At 39.3% G+C, this 20048-nt stretch carries 18 protein-coding genes and 2 other annotated features; all 18 genes read left to right on the top strand.

Going from position 1 to position 20048, the window contains the following annotated elements; all coding sequences use genetic code 11:
• Positions 1 to 321 precede the first annotated feature (321 nt).
• The 18 genes from ispF to rpoC all read left to right on the top strand — a co-directional run bounded on the left by ispF (position 322) and on the right by rpoC (position 19994).
• Complete coding sequence (ispF, locus tag BFJ97_RS20935) at positions 322 to 798, top strand: 2-C-methyl-D-erythritol 2,4-cyclodiphosphate synthase (protein WP_068986563.1); 477 nt, start codon at positions 322 to 324, stop codon at positions 796 to 798.
• Positions 799 to 889: 91 nt separating this feature from the next.
• Complete coding sequence (gene gltX / locus BFJ97_RS20930; RefSeq protein WP_068986562.1) at positions 890 to 2350, top strand: glutamate--tRNA ligase; 1461 nt, start codon at positions 890 to 892, stop codon at positions 2348 to 2350.
• Between the two features lie 219 nt (positions 2351 to 2569).
• Positions 2570 to 2787: a binding site (T-box leader), on the top strand.
• A gap of 159 nt (positions 2788 to 2946) precedes the next feature.
• Positions 2947 to 3597 (top strand): serine O-acetyltransferase, encoded by a 651-nt coding sequence (gene cysE / locus BFJ97_RS20925; protein WP_068986567.1) that lies wholly within the window; start codon positions 2947 to 2949, stop codon positions 3595 to 3597.
• Positions 3594 to 4994 (top strand): cysteine--tRNA ligase, encoded by a 1401-nt coding sequence (gene cysS / locus BFJ97_RS20920; RefSeq protein ID WP_068986561.1) that lies wholly within the window; start codon positions 3594 to 3596, stop codon positions 4992 to 4994. Before cysE ends, cysS begins: the two co-directional genes overlap by 4 nt.
• Before the next feature lie 5 nt (positions 4995 to 4999).
• Positions 5000 to 5419: a Mini-ribonuclease 3 gene (locus tag BFJ97_RS20915; protein ID WP_068986560.1), complete on the top strand. Its 420-nt coding sequence runs from the start codon at positions 5000 to 5002 to the stop codon at positions 5417 to 5419.
• On the top strand, positions 5419 to 6171 hold the full coding sequence (gene rlmB, locus BFJ97_RS20910; RefSeq protein ID WP_068986559.1) for a 23S rRNA (guanosine(2251)-2'-O)-methyltransferase RlmB: 753 nt from the start codon (positions 5419 to 5421) through the stop codon (positions 6169 to 6171). Before BFJ97_RS20915 ends, rlmB begins: the two co-directional genes overlap by 1 nt.
• A gap of 2 nt (positions 6172 to 6173) precedes the next feature.
• Complete coding sequence (locus tag BFJ97_RS20905) at positions 6174 to 6686, top strand: NYN domain-containing protein (RefSeq protein WP_068986566.1); 513 nt, start codon at positions 6174 to 6176, stop codon at positions 6684 to 6686.
• A gap of 68 nt (positions 6687 to 6754) precedes the next feature.
• Positions 6755 to 7402 (top strand): RNA polymerase sporulation sigma factor SigH, encoded by a 648-nt coding sequence (gene sigH, locus BFJ97_RS20900; RefSeq protein ID WP_068986558.1) that lies wholly within the window; start codon positions 6755 to 6757, stop codon positions 7400 to 7402.
• Between the two features lie 76 nt (positions 7403 to 7478).
• The gene (gene rpmG, locus BFJ97_RS23875) at positions 7479 to 7625 is read left to right on the top strand and encodes a 50S ribosomal protein L33 (protein WP_004233588.1); all 147 of its coding nucleotides are present in this window, start codon (positions 7479 to 7481) and stop codon (positions 7623 to 7625) included.
• Between the two features lie 48 nt (positions 7626 to 7673).
• Positions 7674 to 7859 (top strand): preprotein translocase subunit SecE, encoded by a 186-nt coding sequence (secE, locus tag BFJ97_RS20895; protein WP_068986557.1) that lies wholly within the window; start codon positions 7674 to 7676, stop codon positions 7857 to 7859.
• Positions 7860 to 8426: 567 nt separating this feature from the next.
• Complete coding sequence (gene nusG / locus BFJ97_RS20890; protein ID WP_049662801.1) at positions 8427 to 8960, top strand: transcription termination/antitermination protein NusG; 534 nt, start codon at positions 8427 to 8429, stop codon at positions 8958 to 8960.
• A gap of 226 nt (positions 8961 to 9186) precedes the next feature.
• The gene (gene rplK, locus BFJ97_RS20885) at positions 9187 to 9612 is read left to right on the top strand and encodes a 50S ribosomal protein L11 (protein WP_004233593.1); all 426 of its coding nucleotides are present in this window, start codon (positions 9187 to 9189) and stop codon (positions 9610 to 9612) included.
• A 119-nt stretch (positions 9613 to 9731) separates the two neighbouring features.
• The gene (gene rplA, locus BFJ97_RS20880) at positions 9732 to 10430 is read left to right on the top strand and encodes a 50S ribosomal protein L1 (RefSeq protein ID WP_068986556.1); all 699 of its coding nucleotides are present in this window, start codon (positions 9732 to 9734) and stop codon (positions 10428 to 10430) included.
• A gap of 61 nt (positions 10431 to 10491) precedes the next feature.
• Positions 10492 to 10636, top strand: a sequence feature (ribosomal protein L10 leader region).
• A gap of 32 nt (positions 10637 to 10668) precedes the next feature.
• On the top strand, positions 10669 to 11169 hold the full coding sequence (rplJ, locus tag BFJ97_RS20875; RefSeq protein ID WP_068986555.1) for a 50S ribosomal protein L10: 501 nt from the start codon (positions 10669 to 10671) through the stop codon (positions 11167 to 11169).
• A gap of 72 nt (positions 11170 to 11241) precedes the next feature.
• A complete protein-coding gene (gene rplL, locus BFJ97_RS20870; protein ID WP_068986554.1) occupies positions 11242 to 11604 on the top strand; it encodes a 50S ribosomal protein L7/L12 in 363 nt (120 codons plus the stop codon).
• A gap of 76 nt (positions 11605 to 11680) precedes the next feature.
• Positions 11681 to 12283 (top strand): class I SAM-dependent methyltransferase, encoded by a 603-nt coding sequence (locus tag BFJ97_RS20865; protein ID WP_068986553.1) that lies wholly within the window; start codon positions 11681 to 11683, stop codon positions 12281 to 12283.
• A 241-nt stretch (positions 12284 to 12524) separates the two neighbouring features.
• Entirely contained in the window at positions 12525 to 16100 is a 3576-nt protein-coding gene (gene rpoB / locus BFJ97_RS20860; protein WP_175401824.1) for a DNA-directed RNA polymerase subunit beta, read from the top strand.
• A gap of 207 nt (positions 16101 to 16307) precedes the next feature.
• Positions 16308 to 19994: a DNA-directed RNA polymerase subunit beta' gene (gene rpoC / locus BFJ97_RS20855; RefSeq protein ID WP_068986551.1), complete on the top strand. Its 3687-nt coding sequence runs from the start codon at positions 16308 to 16310 to the stop codon at positions 19992 to 19994.
• The last annotated feature ends 54 nt before the right edge of the window (positions 19995 to 20048 follow it).

Below are 20048 nucleotides of genomic sequence, written 5' to 3'. Positions count from 1 at the left end.
AGTTAGCCAGTTTATGATACGGATTCTATATGATCCCAGAGGCTGGTCGACTTTTCTTCACTTCTACTAAATAAAATAGTAGCACAAACCATGGCCTTGGTTTGTACTACTAATCTTAGTATGTTTATATTTTTAGATTTGTAACCATAATTGAATATTCATTGAGCGAACGGCTCACTACTAACTCAATTTCCTAGGAAATATGTTAAAATGTGAGGGTATAATATAGATAAAATTAAAAAGTAAAGGAAGGTGAATGAGGCTGCCTTATAAGCTGAATAGATTTATTTTATTTAACTTATTAGACAGTCTCAATATCATATGTTTCGAGTAGGACAAGGATTTGACGTACATGCATTTGAAGAAGGACGCCCGTTAATTATTGGGGGTATAACAATTCCTCATGAAAAAGGGCTAGTAGGGCATTCTGACGCAGATGTTTTATTACATACTGTCACGGATGCAGCATTAGGGGCTATCGGTGAAGGAGATATCGGCCGTCATTTCCCAGATACAGATCCCGCGTTTAAGGATGCGGATTCAGCGAAATTATTAGAGCATATTTGGAAGATTGTTGAGGACAAGGGTTATGTTCTAGGCAATGTGGATTGTACGATTATGGCACAACGTCCGAAAATGGCACCCTATATTGAACAAATGCAAAATCGTATTGCTGAATTACTTCATGCAGAGCCTTCTCAAGTGAATGTCAAGGCAACAACAACTGAGCGTTTAGGTTTTACGGGTCGCGAGGAAGGGATTGCATCTATGGCGACAATCCTATTGGTGAAGAAGTAAAAGCAGGCTCTCAACGCTTTTATTTCCTGTAACAGAGTGGTAAAATGAACAAAGTCAATTTTTTGAACGAAAATTTAGGAGGCTTTTAATAATGGCGAAAGAAGTTCGTGTTCGTTACGCGCCATCCCCTACTGGTTTCTTACATATCGGTGGAGCGCGTACAGCGTTATTCAATTATTTATATGCAAAACATCATAACGGTAAATTCATCGTACGTATTGAAGATACGGATATTGAACGTAATGTAGAGGGCGGAGAAGCATCTCAGCTTGATAACTTAAAATGGTTAGGTATCGAATATGATGAGTCAATCGATATTGGTGGACCATATGCACCTTATCGTCAAATGGAGCGTCTCGATATTTATAAAGAGCACGCTGAAAAGCTTTTAGAGCAAGGTTTAGCTTATAAATGCTTCTGTTCTTCAGAGAAATTAGAAGCATCTCGTGAAGAGCAAAAAGCACGAGGTGTTGCAGCTCCAACTTATGATGGTACTTGCCGTCATTTATCAGCGGAGGAAGTTGCGGCTAAAGAAGCTGCTGGTGAACAATACACAATTCGTATGCGTGTACCTGAAAATGTAACATATGAATTTGAGGATTTAGTACGTGGACAAGTAACATTTGAGTCAAAAGATATTGGTGACTGGGTACTTGTTAAAGCAAATGGTATTCCAACGTATAACTATGCGGTAGTGTTAGATGATCACTTTATGGAAATTTCCCATGTATTCCGCGGTGAAGAGCATTTATCGAATACACCAAAACAAATGATGATTTTTGACTCATTTGGCTGGGAATATCCACGCTTTGGTCATATGACATTAATCATTAATGAAAACCGTAAGAAATTATCAAAACGTGATGAATCAATTATTCAATTCGTAACACAATATAAAGATTTAGGATACCTACCTGAAGCGATGTTCAACTTCTTCGCATTACTTGGCTGGTCTCCTGAAGGGGAAGAAGAGATTTTCTCAAAAGAAGAATTTATTAAAATCTTTGATGAAAAACGTCTTTCAAAATCACCATCTATGTTCGATAAACAAAAGCTTACGTGGATGAATAATCAATACATTAAAAAGCTATCATTAGAAGAAGTGGTGACATTATCTTTACCACATTTACAAAAAGCAGGTTTATTACCAGAAGAGCTAACAGCGGAAGAACGTGCATGGGCAACAGATTTAATCGCACTTTATCATGAGCAAATGAGCTTTGGATCTGAAATTGTAGAATTATCTCGCCTATTCTTTAATGATCACATTGAATATGATGAAGAAGCAAAGGCAGTTTTAGCGGGAGAGCAAGTTCCTGAGGTAATGGCTGCATTTAAAGCTCAGCTAGAAGGCATAGCGGAATTTACACCTGATGCTGTCAAAGCGGCTATTAAAGCTGTGCAAAAAGAAACAGGTCACAAAGGTAAAAATCTATTTATGCCAATTCGCGTTGTAACGACAGGTGAAACGCATGGTCCAGAGCTTCCTAACGCAATTTGCTTAATCGGTAAAGAGAAATCAATTGACCGTGTAGAAAAATTTGCACAATAAATAGAATTTTATCTTCATTCAGCAAATGTTTTTTAAGCAGAAGCAAAGCTCTAGCTCAGAAGACTCCCACCTCTGAAGGTGGTGAGATGAATGAGGATGTAGTTCTTTTTCAGTGGGTGTCCAACCGCCTACTGAATGAAGATAAAGCCTCCGGACGCAATTACGCCAAGACGAAATTGTTTGACAATTTGTCAGTTCGTTGTAAAATGAATTTACATTGAAAAAGCGTTGATAAGGAGAAGTAAGTGGCGCATGCTCTAAAGAGAGGACCATCACCGGCTGAAAGTGGTCTGAGCCTAGGCAAAACTGAAATGCACCTTTGAGTATAAAGCTGAACAGTAGTAGGCTTTATCGATTCGTTCCCGTTACAGAACGTCCAGAGTGGAGGGCTTTTGCCTTCAATCAGAGTGGAACCGCGCAAATTTAGCGTCTCTGTCATTCCTTTTAGGGATGATAGGGGCGCTTTTTATTTTTTATCCACATGTTGATATGGTGGGGTGCGCGAACACAACTCAGCTAACTCTATGGTGAAATCAACGTCTGCTGCAGTATTTCAAAGGGTCAAGGCCAATCAGGATGAAAAGGGGGAGTTTTTTGTGTTTAAAAGAATGAAGGAAGATGTAGAAACAATTTTTGAGAATGATCCAGCAGCTCGTAGTGTACTTGAAGTTGTGCTAACATACTCAGGTTTACATGCTACATGGGCGCATCGAGTAGCCCATTGGTTCTTTAAAAGGCGCTTTTATTTTATAGCCCGGACCATTTCACAAATTAGTCGCTTCTTTACCGGAATTGAAATCCATCCTGGAGCAAAGATTGGTCGACGTTTCTTTATTGACCATGGGATGGGCGTTGTTATTGGCGAAACATGTGAGATTGGTGATAATGTAACCTTATATCAAGGGGTAACTTTAGGTGGTACAGGAAAAGAAAAGGGGAAACGCCATCCGACATTAAAGGACAATGTACTTGTTGCAACAGGAGCAAAAGTTTTAGGTTCTATTACAATTGGTGAGAATAGTAAAATTGGTGCAGGTTCAGTTGTCTTAAAAGAAGTGCCACCAAATGCTACAGTTGTCGGTATTCCTGGTAAAATAGTGATTAAGGATGGAGTTCGTCTAGAGAAAAAACTAGACCACCAAAATATACCTGACCCTGTAGAAGAACGTTGTCAAGCTTTTGAGAAACAGATTGCAACATTGCAACAGGAAATCGAAAGCTTACAAAAGGAGAGAGAAACACAATGAGTATTCAAATTTTCAACTCATTAACACGACAAAAGGAAACTTTCGTACCACTAGAAGAAGGTAAAGTAAAAATGTACGTTTGTGGTCCGACGGTTTATAACTATATTCATATTGGAAATTCACGCCCTGTAATTGTTTATGACACAGTGCGTCGTTATTTTCAATACAAAGGCTATGATGTGAAGTTTGTCTCAAATTTCACAGACGTGGATGACAAAATTATTAAGGCTGCTAACGAGCTTGGAGAGGAAGTTCACGAATTAACAGAGCGCTTCATTGCTGCGTATTTTGAAGATGTTACAGCATTGGGCTGCAAGAAGGCAGATGTACACCCTCGCGTTACAGAGCATATGGATGATATTATACAATTCATTCAAATCTTAATCGATAAAGGCTATGCTTATGAGTCAGCTGGAGATGTCTATTACCGAACTCGTAAATTTGATGGCTACGGTAAATTATCGCATCAATTGGTGGATGATTTAAAAATCGGTGCTCGTATTGAAGCCGGCGAGAAAAAAGATGATGCATTAGATTTCGCGCTATGGAAAGCTGTTAAGCCAGGTGAGATTTATTGGGAAAGTCCTTGGGGGAAAGGTCGTCCGGGTTGGCATATTGAATGCTCGGTAATGGCACGTGAACATTTAGGAGATACTATTGATATACATGCTGGTGGGCAAGATTTAACATTCCCGCATCATGAAAATGAAATCGCACAATCTGAAGCTCATAATGATAAAACATTTGCGCGTTATTGGATGCACAATGGGTATATTAATATTGATAATGAAAAAATGTCCAAATCTCTTGGTAATTTTATTCTCGTCAATGATATCCGCAAACAAATTGACCCGCAAATTTTACGCTTCTTTATGCTTTCTGTGCATTATCGACATCCAATTAACTTCGCGAAGGATTTAGTAGATGCAGCAGCAACTGGTTTAGAACGAATTCGTACTGCCTACAACAATGTTAAGCACCGTTTAACAGCAACTGCTGGCCTAGGTGATCATTCGGAAGAATGGCTTGGAAAAATTGCTGAACAAAAAGCGCATTTTGAAGAAGCGATGGATGATGATTTTAATACAGCCAATGCCATTTCCGTATTATTTGAAATAGCACGTATCGCCAATATTTATTTAAATGAAACAAATACCGATGAAAAAGTATTATTGCGTTTTGCTGAAACTTTTGAGGTGTTAGGTGACGTCTTAGGTATTGAATTTGCAAAAGAAGAAGAGCTATTAGACGAAGAAATTGAAGCACTTTTACAGGAGCGTGTAGAGGCACGTAAAAACCGTGATTTTGCTCGTTCAGATGAAATTCGTGACCATTTGCAAGCGCAAGGTATCATTTTAGAAGATACGCGACAAGGAACTAGATGGAAACGAGGGTAAGTAACTTGGATAAACTCCGTAACGAAGATGTCAAGCAATTGAATGCCTTAGCGTTAGCCTATATGGGAGACGCAGTTTTAGAGCAAAAGGTACGAGAGCATTTGCTACGTGCTGGCCGTGTTAAACCTAATACACTTCATAGAGAGGCGACACGTTATGTATCAGCGAAAGCGCAATCTATGATTGTACATCAAATGATGGATGAAGGCTTTTTAACAGAGGAGGAATTGGCTGTGTTCCGTCGTGGACGCAATGCCAAATCCGGCTCTGTGCCAAAAAATACAGATGTTCAAACATACCGTAATAGCTCAGGCTTTGAGGCGGTGCTTGGTAGTTTGTATTTATTAAATGAATTAGAACGCGTGTATGCAATCATTGCATACGCTATTCAAATAATCGAGGAATCAAAAGGAGTGTCGAAATAATGGCAGAGCAAAATGGTGAAATTATTGCCGGTAAAAACCCAGTGTTAGAAGCACTTCGTTCAGGCCGCGATATGAATAAAGTATGGATTGCAGAAGGTGTGAAAAAATCAGGGGTTAATGAACTTCTAGATTTGGCAAGAGAACGTGGAGTTATCGTTCAATTTGTCCCGAAAAAAAAGGTGGATCAATTATCAGATACCAATCACCAAGGAATAGTTGCCTCTGTTGCAGCATATAGATATGCAGAGCTAGAGGATTTATTCGCTGCAGCGGCAAAAAAACAAGAAGATCCATTCTTCTTAATTTTAGATGAGCTAGAGGACCCGCATAATCTGGGCTCTATAATGCGAACTGCTGATGCGATAGGTGCGCATGGCATAATTATTCCGAAGCGCCGTTCTGTGAGTTTAACAGCTGTAGTGGCAAAGGCGTCAACTGGAGCAATAGAGCACGTACCTGTTGTTCGTGTTAATAATCTAGCGCAGACAGTAGACGAGCTAAAAGAACGAGGAGTATGGATTGCGGGTACAGATGCAAAAGGTTCTGCAGACTATCGTAAAATGGATGCAACGTTGCCACTTGCGATTATTATTGGTAGTGAAGGCAAAGGAATGGGTCGCTTATTAAAAGAGAAATGTGACTTTTTATATCATTTACCAATGATCGGGCATGTCACATCACTAAATGCATCGGTAGCTGCGGCACTCTTAATGTATGAAGTGTATCGTAAACGTCAAGAAGCGAATGATTGACAATGAACAACATTTTGCTGGTTGACGGCTATAATATGATTGGAGCTTGGAAAGAGCTACGGCCATTACGAGATACGAATTTTGAAGATGCTCGTAAGAGATTAATTGAACTTATGGCTGAGTATAAGGCTGCTATGGGATGGCGCGTCGTTATCGTTTTTGACGCTCATCTTGTACCAGGTGTGGAGCAATCTTATATAGAAAATGATATCGAAGTCATTTATACAAGAAAAAACGAAACAGCAGATGAACGTATTGAAAAGATGACACGAGAACTAAAAGCTAGAAATGTTCAGATTCATGTAGCTACTTCGGATATGGCAGAGCAAAGTGTGATTTTTGGTAATGGTGCTTTGCGGAAATCGGCCCGAGAGCTAGAAATTGATATGGGCATTATTCAGCATAAAATTTCTCATGATGTGAAACAAAAACAGGATAGCAAGCCGCCATCTCGGATAGAGCTAAAGCCTGATGTTGCTGTGGCTTTTGAAAAATGGCGGCGTGGTTTGAAATGATTGATTGACTCATATTTTCCAATTCCGTTATACTGTTCCTAATTATCTGTTGTGGCTGAGGTGATACCATGTTTAAAAATAGTATTGTACAAGTGACACAAGATTTTGAACGATTCAATGATGAAGAACTTATTGAAATGGTGCATCAAGGTAATACAGATGCGTTGGATTATTTAATTACGAAATACCGTTTGTTAGTAAGAGCAAAGGCTAGATCTTATTTTTTAATTGGTGCGGATAAGGAAGACATTGTGCAAGAGGGCATGATTGGGTTATATAAAGCCATTCGTGATTTTAAGGGAGATAAGCTGGCTTCTTTTAGAGCTTTTGCTGAGCTGTGTATTACTAGACAGATTATCACGGCTATTAAAACAGCTACAAGGCAAAAGCATATACCATTAAATTCTTACGTTTCTTTGGACAAGCCTATTTTTGATGAAGAATCAGATCGTACATTAATGGACGTGTTAACAGGTGCTATTATGGATGATCCAGAAGAATTAATGATTCATAGAGAAGAGTTTGGTTACTTAGAAGAAAAGATGAGTGAGATTTTAAGTGAATTAGAGCTACAAGTATTAGCTCTTTACTTAGATGGCCAGTCTTATCATGAAATTTCCGAGAAATTAAATCGTCATGTGAAATCCATTGACAATGCTTTACAACGAGTAAAGCGTAAATTAGAGCGACATTTAGTACTTGAAGAAATGTCCTAGCGGTTGCATACCCTTGTTGACATTGACAAATATAGGTGTTAGTCTTGAAAAGACAAAGTGCCGAAAAGGTGATTATATGGCAAAAAAAGTCGTTTTAAATTGCGAAAAATGTGGATCGAGAAATTACACGTTTCCTGCTAAGGAAGGTTCAACTGTACGCCTCGAATTAAAGAAATTTTGCTCGCATTGCAATGAACATACAATGCATAAACAAACGCTATAAAACAATTTGTAAATAGACAGATATGATTGATTCGGAGGTCAGGCTAGAATGGGCAAGATTAAAGGCTTTTTCAGCAATGTAATGTCGGAAATGCGCAAAACAAGCTGGCCAAAAAGTAAAGAACTGACGAAATATACAGTCGTTGTAATTTCAACTGTTGTAATTATGGCTTTATTTTTTGTGTTAGTTGATTTAGGTATTTCATCATTACTCCGCTGGTACTTAGAGTTATAATTTATTTAGTGAATAGCATGTTAATACTTCTGAAATAGCCCGTCATTACAATAAACGGGTTTTTTCGTTTGTTTTATCTTCATTCGGCAGATCTTTTCTGTGCGAAAGAATTACGCCAAGGTGAAATTGAAGAAGTGAACAGCAGTAAAATATTCTCAATATGATAAGTATGCTACTAGGGATAGTATGAGGGTAGCAATAGATGACTATGCTAGTTTTGGTATAGATCATCGGGCTTTCACTAGACTATTAGCGGAAGCAATGTTTTTCTAATAGGTAGTTTGTGAAAAGAGTAAAGGATACGCTTAGTGTATATCGCGATTCATTTTTTCACTTGTATCTTCATTCAGTAGAAGATTCCTGCTTCTAAAAGTGGTAGGATAAATGCAAATGCAGTTCCTTTTTAGTAAGTGTTAAAACACCGACTGAATGAAGATAAAGTCATTGGCAGATGTCGCGGATTTTGAAAGGAACCAATTGTGCAAGCACAATACAAAATCCAGACACAATTACGCCAAGGCGTAATTGATTTGGTAAGGGAGGGACGGACGAGGAGTCCTAGTAGTTATGGAGAAAAATTGGTATGTTGTTCATACGTATTCAGGGTATGAAAACCGAGTAAAAGCAAACCTAGAGAAACGTGTAGAAACAATGGGTATGCAGGATAAGATTTTCCGTGTTATTGTGCCTGAACACGAAGAAACAGAAATGAAGGATGGGAAAAAGCGTACAATGATGCGTAAAGTTTTCCCTGGTTATGTTTTAGTAGAGCTAATTATGACAGATGATTCATGGTATGTTGTACGTAATACGCCAGGTGTAACTGGCTTTATCGGTTCATCTGGTGGTGGTGCAAAACCGACACCTTTATTACCTGAAGAAGCGGATCGTCTATTACAACAAATGGGAATGACTGACAAAATTGTCGAGATTGATATTTCTGTTGGAGAAGCAGTAGAAGTATTAGAAGGGCCTTTTGCTCACTTCCAAGGACGTGTTGAAGAAATTGATACTGAAAAAGGAAAAGTGAAAGTTTCTGTCGACATGTTTGGTCGCGAAACAATTATGGAACTAGATTTTGAGCAAATACAAAAAATGTAGTTCTAGTAACTAAAGTGACATATGTCTAAGACGTATGTCGCAGATTTTGTTAATTACTACTTGCTTAAAAAAATTAAAAGTGGTATCATTTCTAGGTCAGATTGTCATACTTTGGTTTGACGTCTGCAATGATAATTTTAATGTTATCGGCAATTAGCTGACAGACAGATATTGAGTGGGAGGGGCAACCCAATTACCACATCACGGACTTAAGGAGGTGTGTCTCGTGGCTAAAAAAGTTATTAAAGTTGTAAAACTTCAAATCCCTGCTGGTAAAGCAAATCCAGCTCCGCCGGTTGGTCCTGCATTAGGTCAAGCGGGTGTGAACATCATGGGATTCTGTAAAGAATTCAATGCGCGTACTGCTGATCAAGCTGGTCTTATTATTCCAGTTGAAATTTCAGTATTCGAAGACCGTTCTTTCACTTTCATTACAAAAACTCCACCTGCAGCAGTTCTACTTAAAGTAGCAGCTGGTATCCAATCTGGATCTGGTGAACCAAACCGTAAAAAAGTGGCAACGGTTAAACGTGATAAAGTTCGCGAAATCGCTGAAACTAAAATGCCAGACCTTAACGCTGCTTCAGTAGAAGCTGCTATGTTAATGGTTGAAGGTACTGCACGAAGCATGGGTATTGTTATCGAAGACTAATCCCATTACTTGATGATGTATTTGTTTTTTGGAAGGTTGCGGAGTTTCTTTGTGAACGCGCAACCTTTATTCGTGGGAGGTAAAATCCGCTATAACCACAATCAAGGAGGAATTATATAATGGCTAAAAAAGGTAAAAAACTGCAAGATGCAGCAAAATTAATCGACCGTAACGCATTATACGGCGCTCAAGAAGCAATCGAACTTGCTCAAAAAACTAGCACAGTGAACTTCGACGCTACTGTAGAAGTTGCTTTCCGTTTAGGAATCGATACTCGTAAAAACGACCAACAAATCCGTGGTGCAGTAGTGCTACCAAACGGTACTGGTAAAACTCAACGTGTATTAGTATTCGCTAAAGGTGAAAAACTTAAAGAAGCTGAAGCTGCTGGTGCTGACTATGTAGGCGATGCAGAATACATCCAAAAAATCCAACAAGGTTGGTTTGATTTCGATGTAATCGTTGCAACTCCTGACATGATGGGTGAAGTTGGTAAACTTGGTCGTGTATTAGGACCTAAAGGTTTAATGCCAAACCCTAAAACTGGTACAGTTACTTTCGATGTAACAAAAGCTATCAACGAAATTAAAGCTGGTAAAGTAGAATACCGTGCAGATAAAGCTGGTATCATCCACGCACCTATCGGTAAAGCTTCTTTCTCTACAGAAAAATTAGTAGAAAACTTCTTAACTGTTTTTGATGTAGTGCAAAAAGCAAAACCTGCTGCAGCTAAAGGTACTTACATGAAATCTGTAAACGTTACAACTACAATGGGTCCAGCTATTAAAATTGACGCTTCAAACGTAGTAGTAAAATAATTAAAGTTTTTATGTAAACCTGTTGACGGCGCTGTCTATCTATGATAAGATGGTTGCTGTTGTGAATCATCCATTTGTACCGTAGACAGTAGGAGTGACTTGTCACTTAATGATCCTACCGAGGACATCGGAATTCGGATTCTTATTAAAGATGATGACTTTCAGCCTCTGTGTCTATGTGACCCAGAGGCTTTTCTTTTGACGGTATAAATGACCCATTCTAATAGGAGGTGTCATCATGAGCAAAGCAATCGAAAACAAACAAGTACAAGTTCAAGAGATTACTGAAAAATTCCAAAACGCTGCTTCTGTAGTAGTTGTGGATTACCGTGGTCTTAACGTTGCACAAGTAACTGAGCTTCGTAAGCAACTTCGTGAAGCTGGCGTTGAGTTCAAAGTTTACAAAAACACTTTAACACGTCGTGCTACTGAAGCTGTTGGCCTTGAAGGAATCAACGACGTATTAGTTGGTCCTAACGCAATTGCGTTCTCAAATGAAGATGTTGTAGCTCCTGCTAAAATCATCAACGAGTTCGCTAAGAAAAATGAAGCTTTAGAAATTAAAGCAGGTATTATCGAAGGTACAATCTCTTCTGTTGAAGATGTTAAAGCACTTGCAGAACTTCCATCACGCGAAGGTCTTCTTTCTATGCTTTTATCTGTACTTCAAGCTCCAGTGCGCAACTTCGCACTTGCAACAAAAGCTGTTGCAGAACAAAAAGAAGAACAAGGCGCGTAATTTCTTACGCACTATAACTTCTGCGGCCTGACCCGCAAAAATAAAACATTATCCAATTAGGAGGAAATTATAATGAATAAAGAGCAAATCTTAGAAGCTATCAAAGCTATGACAGTTCTTGAATTAAACGATTTAGTAAAAGCTATCGAAGAAGAATTCGGTGTAACAGCTGCTGCTCCTGTAGCAGTAGTAGGTGGTGCTGCTGCTGGCGCTGCTGAAGAAAAAACTGAGTTTGACGTAGTATTAGCATCTGCTGGTGCAGAAAAAATTAAAGTAATCAAAGTGGTTCGTGAAATCACTGGTTTAGGTCTTAAAGAAGCTAAAGAAGTAGTAGATAACGCTCCTAAAGCTCTTAAAGAAGGCGTTTCTAAAGATGAAGCTGAACAAATCAAAGCTAAACTTGAAGAAGTTGGCGCATCTGTAGAAGTTAAGTAATCTCGCATTACTTTTAAACAAGAGGAAAGCTCGTCATTGCGGCGAGCTTTTTTCTTCATTCTGAGGAGGCGTGAAAATGTCAGATCATTATTATACAAGTAAGCCTCAAACTGAGAGTAAACCTCGTCATTGGACCTTCAAATTATTAGGTCATACGTTTTCCTTTGAAACGGATGCAGGTGTATTTAGTAAAAGCGAAGTAGATTTTGGATCCCGTGTCTTAATAGATGCTTTTCAAATGCCTGATATTGATGGTGCAATTTTGGATGTGGGTTGTGGCTACGGACCAATAGGATTATCGATCGCCAAAACAAACCCAGACCGTACCGTTTTTATGATGGATATTAATGAACGTGCAGTCGCGCTTTCGCAAAAAAATGCGCAAGTAAACGGTGTTCAAAATGTACGAATATTTGTGAGTGACGGACTATCGATGGTCGAAGAAAATGTAAAAGCTGCAGCTATATTAACTAATCCTCCAATTCGTGCAGGAAAGGAAACAGTTTTCCGTTTTTACGATGGTGCTTACGATAAGTTAGCGACATCCGGTGAGCTGTGGGTAGTTATACAGAAGAAGCAAGGTGCACCATCAACGGTAAGTTACTTAGAAGAAAAATTTTCAGAAGTCGATGTTGTGGAGAAGAAAAAAGGGTACTGGATAGTACGTGCAAAAAAATAAGTGAAATATGTATAAAATATTGACTTGACAAATCGGCTATGATAACATGATACAATGCAAAAATATTATTTTGAGGTCGTGTGCCCTTTTGTATATGATTGTTTAAATGTGGGTATACTTGCCAAGATAAGTTTAGTTAACCGAAAATGAGATCTTTTTGAAGACTCGTTTTCTTTTTGTCTTTCGAAATCATACACTATTTGTATGAATTTGCAAAGACCTAATATCGCTTTATTGAGGGGTGAATGAGTTGACAGGTCAACTAGTTCAGTATGGACAACACCGCCAGCGTAGAAGCTTTGCGCGTATTAAAGAGGTGCTTGAGCTTCCAAATCTGATTGAGATTCAAACGGCGTCTTACGAGTGGTTCCTTGAAGAAGGTTTACGTGAAATGTTCCGTGACATTTCGCCGATCGAGGACTTTACAGGCAATCTTTCATTAGAATTTATCGATTATTCATTAGGTGATCCTAAGTATGATGTCGATGAGTGTAAAGAGCGAGATGTTACTTACGCAGCTCCATTACGTGTGAAAGTACGTCTTTACAACAAAGAAACAGACGAAGTGAAAGAACAGGATGTCTTCATGGGTGACTTCCCATTAATGACAGAGACAGGTACGTTCATTATCAATGGTGCTGAACGTGTTATCGTTTCACAATTAGTTCGTTCACCGAGTGTGTATTTCCATGATAAAACTGATAAAAACGGTAAAAAAGGTTTTGGAGCTACAGTTATTCCGAACCGCGGTGCATGGTTAGAATATGAAACTGATGCGAAAGACGTAGTATATGTACGTATTGACCGTACGCGTAAGCTACCAGCAACAGTGTTACTTCGTGCATTAGGTTTCGGTTCAGACCAAGAAATTATCGATATTATCGGTGACAACGAGTATTTACGTAACACGCTAGAAAAGGATAACTCTGAAAGTACAGAAAAAGCACTTTTAGAAATCTATGAACGTTTACGTCCAGGTGAGCCACCAACAGTTGAAAGTGCGAAGAGTTTATTATACTCTCGTTTCTTTGATGCAAAACGCTATGATTTAGCGAATGTTGGTCGCTACAAAATGAATAAAAAGCTTCATATCAAAAATCGTTTATTTAACCAAACGATTGCTGAAACGCTTGTAGACCCAGAAACAGGCGAAATTTTAGTAGAGAAAGGTACAGTTCTTGACCGTCGTACTTTAGATAAAATCTTACCGTATCTAGAAGATTCATCAAAAGGAATCGGTTACCGCACTTTATCACAAGTAGGTGGAGTGCTTGAGGATGACGTAACAATTCAGTCTATTAAAATTTATGCACCAAAAGATGAAGCACAAAAAGAAATCAATATTATTGGTAATGCGTACATCGATGAAGAAGTGAAGAATATTACACCTGCTGACGTATTATCTTCAGTAAGTTATTTCTTCAACTTACTTTACCAAGTAGGGGCAACAGATGATATCGACCACTTAGGTAACCGTCGTCTACGCTCTGTTGGTGAGCTGTTACAAAACCAATTCCGTATCGGTTTATCTCGTATGGAACGTGTAGTACGTGAGCGTATGTCTATTAATGATACAGCTGCTATCGTACCACAACAATTAATTAATATTCGTCCAGTAATTGCGTCAATTAAAGAGTTCTTCGGTAGCTCTCAGTTATCACAATTCATGGACCAAACAAACCCATTGGCAGAATTAACACATAAACGTCGTCTTTCTGCATTAGGACCTGGTGGTTTAACACGTGAGCGTGCAGGATTTGAAGTACGTGACGTTCACTATTCTCACTATGGTCGTATGTGTCCTATCGAGACACCAGAGGGTCCAAACATTGGTTTAATCAACTCATTATCTTCATTTGCCAAAGTAAATAAATTTGGATTCATTGAAACACCTTATCGTCGTATTGACCACGAGACAGGTAGAGTAACGGAGCAAATTGATTATTTAACAGCTGACGAAGAAGATAACTACTATGTAGCACAAGCGAACTCACTATTAAATCCTGATGGTACATTTGCTAAAGACGAAGTAGTAGGTCGTTTCCGTGGGGATAATACAGTATTCAATAAAGCACAAATGGACTACATGGACGTTTCTCCTAAACAAGTAGTTTCGGCTGCGACTGCATGTATCCCGTTCTTAGAAAACGATGACTCGAACCGTGCACTTATGGGTGCCAACATGCAACGTCAAGCAGTTCCTCTTCTTAACCCAGAAGCACCATTCGTTGGTACTGGTATGGAACATGTTGATGCGCGTGACTCTGGTGCGGCTGTAGTAGCGAAATATGATGGTATTGTTGAGCATGTAGAAGCTCGCTCTATCCATGTTCGTCGAATTGAAGTCGTCGATGGTAAAGAAGTTAAAGGCGATTTAACAAAATATAAATTACAAAAATTCATTCGTTCTAACCAAGGTACTTCATACAACCAACGTCCACTTGTAAAAGTTGGCGAACGTGTGAAACCTCGTGATATTTTAGCAGATGGTCCATCTATGGAAAATGGTGAACTTGCTCTTGGTCGTAACGTACTTGTGGCGTTCATGACTTGGAACGGCTTTAACTATGAGGATGCTGTTATCATGAGCGAACGCCTTGTAAAAGACGATGTTTATACATCTGTTCATATTGAAGAATATGAATCAGAGTCTCGTGATACAAAATTAGGACCTGAAGAAATCACTCGCGATATTCCAAACGTCGGGGAAGATGCACTTCGTAACTTAGACGAACGTGGTATCATCCGTATCGGTGCAGAAGTACGTGACGGTGACATTCTTGTAGGTAAAGTAACACCTAAGGGAGTTACAGAATTAACTGCTGAAGAACGCCTATTACATGCTATCTTCGGTGAAAAAGCTCGTGAAGTTCGTGATACTTCATTACGTGTACCACACGGTGCTGGTGGTATTATTCTTGACGTGAAAGTATTTAACCGTGAAGATGGCGATGAATTACCACCAGGTGTTAACCAATTAGTTCGTGCTTACATTGTTCAAAAGCGTAAAATTCGCGTTGGGGACAAAATGGCCGGACGTCATGGTAACAAAGGGGTTATCTCTCGTATCTTACCGGAAGAGGATATGCCATTCATGCCAGACGGAACTCCTGTCGATATCATGTTAAACCCACTAGGCGTACCTTCTCGTATGAACATCGGACAAGTTTTAGAGCTACACTTAGGTATGGCTTCTCGTTACTTAGGCGTTCATATGGCAACTCCAGTATTTGATGGTGCCAACGAGGAAGATGTTTGGGAAACGATGGAAGAAGCAGGTATGAACCGTGATGGTAAAACAATCCTGTATGATGGACGTTCAGGTGAACCATTTGATAACCGCGTATCAGTAGGGATCATGTACATGATCAAACTTGCTCACATGGTTGATGATAAACTTCACGCACGTTCAACTGGTCCTTACTCACTTGTTACTCAACAGCCACTTGGTGGTAAAGCACAGTTCGGTGGACAACGTTTTGGTGAGATGGAAGTATGGGCACTTGAAGCATACGGTGCTGCTTACACACTTCAAGAAATCTTAACAGTTAAATCTGATGACGTTGTTGGTCGTGTGAAAACATACGAAGCAATCGTTAAAGGTGAAAGTGTACCAGAGCCAGGCGTTCCTGAATCATTCAAAGTATTGATTAAAGAACTTCAATCTCTTGGTATGGATGTGAAAATGTTAACAGTTAATGATGAAGAGGTAGAACTTCGTGACTTAGACGAGGAAGATGATCTTCAACCAGCTGATGCTCTTAACATTGCACCACAGCAAGATAAAGAAGAAGAGCCAGTAGAGTCTTTTGAATAATGGATAACCCAAATTCACAGCCTTTGTGAATAAGGTCAAACTTATTTTTCAAACTAGCCGGGCAGGATTTAACGCCCTGCCCGGCTTTTTCTTTCAATAAATCATTCTATTTTTAATCCTTTGTTAAAGAGGCATTTCTTTGCAAACGATTATCGAGCTGCGTAAAAGAGTCTTTATAAAGACCTATACTAGAGGGAGGTAGGCTCCTTGATAGACGTTAATGAATTTGAATATATGAAAATTGGTTTAGCTTCTCCTGACAAGATCCGTTCTTGGTCATACGGTGAAGTTAAAAAACCTGAAACAATCAACTATCGTACTTTAAAACCAGAAAAAGATGGTTTATTCTGTGAGCGTATTTTCGGTCCAACTAAGGACTGGGAGTGTCATTGTGGTAAATACAAACGTGTACGCTATAAAGGCGTAGTTTGTGATCGTTGTGGAGTGGAAGTAACACGCGCTAAAGTTCGTCGTGAACGTATGGGCCACATCGAATTAGCAGCACCAGTATCTCACATCTGGTACTTCAAAGGTATTCCTAGCCGTATGGGTCTTATTTTAGATATGTCCCCACGTGCACTAGAAGAAGTAATCTACTTTGCTTCTTACGTTGTAATCGAGCCAGGTGCTACAAACTTAGAAAGTAAACAACTACTTTCTGAAAAAGAGTACCGTGCATATCGCGAAAAATTCGGCAACACATTCGAAGCATCTATGGGTGCTGAAGCAATTAAAAAATTATTAGGCAAAATTGATCTTGAAGATGAAACTCAATCTTTAAAAGAAGAGTTAAAATCAGCACAAGGTCAACGTCGTACACGTGCAATTAAACGTCTTGAAGTTGTTGAATCATTCCGTAACTCAGGTAACTCTCCTGAATGGATGATTTTAGATGTACTACCAGTTATTCCACCGGAGCTTCGTCCGATGGTGCAATTAGATGGTGGCCGTTTCGCAACTTCTGACTTAAACGATTTATATCGTCGTGTAATCAACCGTAATAACCGTTTAAAACGTTTACTAGACCTTGGTGCTCCAAGTATCATCGTTCAAAACGAAAAACGTATGTTACAAGAAGCTGTTGATGCATTAATTGATAACGGTCGTCGTGGTCGTCCAGTAACAGGTCCAGGTAACCGTCCATTAAAATCACTTTCACATATGCTGAAAGGTAAACAAGGTCGTTTCCGTCAAAACTTACTAGGTAAACGTGTTGACTACTCTGGTCGTTCGGTTATCGTAGTAGGTCCAAACTTAAAAATGTACCAATGTGGTCTGCCGAAAGAAATGGCAATTGAGCTGTTCAAGCCGTTCGTGATGAAAGAGTTAGTAGAACGTGGTCTTGCACATAATATTAAATCTGCTAAACGTAAAATCGAGCGTTTAAACAACGACGTATGGGACGTTTTAGAAGATGTAATTCGCGAGCATCCAGTATTACTTAACCGTGCACCAACGCTTCACCGTCTTGGTATTCAGGCCTTTGAACCAACATTAGTTGAAGGTCGTGCTATTCGTCTTCACCCGTTAGTATGTACAGCTTATAACGCTGACTTCGATGGTGACCAAATGGCGGTTCACGTACCATTATCAGCAGAAGCACAAGCTGAAGCCCGTCTTCTAATGCTTGCTGCACAAAATATCCTGAACCCGAAAGATGGTAAACCAGTTGTAACACCATCTCAAGATATGGTATTAGGTAACTATTACTTAACACTTGAACGCGAGGATGCTCGTGGTGAAGGATCAATTTTCTATGGACCAAACGAAGTACTAATTGCATATGATACAGGTCATGTTCATTTGCATACTCGTATTGCAATTAAAGCAGGTTCGTTAAATAACCCAACGTTTACTGAAGAACAAAATGATATGTTCTTATTAACGACTGTTGGTAAAGTAATCTTTAACGAAATCTTGCCGAAATCATTCCCATACATTAACGAGCCAACTGATTTCAACTTAGAGCAAGAAACACCAGACAAATTCTTTGTTAATTTAACAATTGATGAAGAAACGTTAAAAGAACTTGAAGCAGATGCAGCCTATAATGCACTTGATGAAAAAGGCAAAGTTGATGCACAACGTACAGCTGTATTACGCAAACACTTTGCATCAGTACCAGTTGTTAACCCATTCCGTAAGAAGTTCTTAGGAAATATCATTGCTGAAGTGTTTAAACGTTTCCACATTACTGAAACATCTAAAATGCTTGACCGTATGAAAAACCTAGGATTCAAATATTCAACACGCGCTGGTATTACTGTAGGTGTATCTGACATCGTCGTATTACCAGACAAAGGTGAAATTTTAGCAGAAGCTCAAGAAAAAGTAGATAAAGTTCAAGCGCAATTCCGTCGTGGTTTCATCACGGAAGAAGAGCGTTATGATCGTGTTATCTCAAGCTGGAGTGCTGCAAAAGATGAAATTCAAGCGAAACTGATGAAGTCTCTTGAAAAAACAAACCCAATTTTCATGATGTCTGACTCAGGTGCCCGTGGTAACGCATCTAACTTTACACAGTTAGCAGGTATGCGTGGTCTGATGGCCAACCCGGCTGGTCGTATCATCGAACTTCCAATTAAATCTTCATTCCGTGAAGGTTTAACGGTATTAGAGTACTTCATCTCAACTCACGGTGCTCGTAAAGGTCTTGCCGATACAGCCCTAAAAACTGCCGATTCAGGTTACTTAACACGTCGTCTTGTTGACGTAGCACAAGATGTTATCGTTCGTGAGGATGACTGTGGAACTGACCGTGGTTTAACAATTGGTGCGTTAATGGAAGGTACAGAGCTAATTGAAGCGTTAGATGAACGTATTATCGGTCGTCATACGAAGAAAACAATCGTACATCCGGAAACAGGTGAAGTTATTTTAGAAAAAGACGGTTTAATCGACCAAGATATCGCACGTACAATTATCGAGGTTGGTATCGAGGAAATAACAATCCGTTCAGCATTCACATGTAATACAAAACATGGTGTATGTAAAAAATGTTACGGCATGAACTTGGCAACAGGTGAAAAGGTTGAAGTTGGGGAAGCAGTTGGTATTATTGCCGCTCAATCAATCGGTGAACCAGGTACACAGTTAACAATGCGTACATTCCATACTGGTGGGGTTGCCGGTGACGATATTACACAAGGTCTTCCACGTATCCAAGAGATCTTCGAAGCACGTAATCCAAAAGGTCAATCTGTTATTTCAGAAATCGCTGGTACTGTTTCGGATATCACTGAAATCCGTGAAGGTCTAAAAGAAATTACAGTTCAAGGTGACGTCGAAACTCGTAAATATGCAGCACCTTACAATGCTCGTCTGAAAGTACAAGAAGGCGACTTTGTAGAACGTGGTCAAGTATTAACAGAAGGTTCTATCGATCCAAAACAATTGTTAAAAGTTAAAGACGTTTCAACAGTTCAAGAATATTTACTAAAAGAAGTACAAAAAGTATACCGTATGCAAGGGGTAGAAATTGGAGACAAACATATCGAGGTAATGGTTCGCCAGATGCTTCGTAAAGTACGTGTAATTGAAGCTGGAGATACAGAATTATTACCAGGCTCATTACTAGATATCCACCAATTCTCAGAAGCAAATGCAGATGCTGTGTTAAATGGCAAAAACCCTGCAACTTGTCGCCCTGTAATTCTTGGTATTACAAAAGCTTCTCTTGAAACAGAATCATTCTTATCTGCTGCTTCCTTCCAAGAAACAACACGCGTGTTAACAGATGCAGCTATTAAAGGTAAGCGTGACGAGCTTCTTGGATTAAAAGAGAACGTAATTATCGGTAAACTTGTTCCTGCAGGTACTGGTATGCAACGTTATCGTCAAATCCGTATCGAAAAAGATGAGCTTGACACAGATGAGCTAATTTCTGCTGAATAATCATTAAATAAATGCCGAAGAGATGTATTTTCATCATCTCTTCGGGCTTTTTAA

The sequence above is a fragment of the Lysinibacillus xylanilyticus genome (genome assembly GCF_001708185.1).
GTDB classification, from domain to species: domain Bacteria; phylum Bacillota; class Bacilli; order Bacillales_A; family Planococcaceae; genus Lysinibacillus; species Lysinibacillus xylanilyticus_A.
The sequence above is the reverse complement of the archived record's forward strand: the minus strand, read 5'-3'. Positions and strand labels throughout refer to the sequence as shown.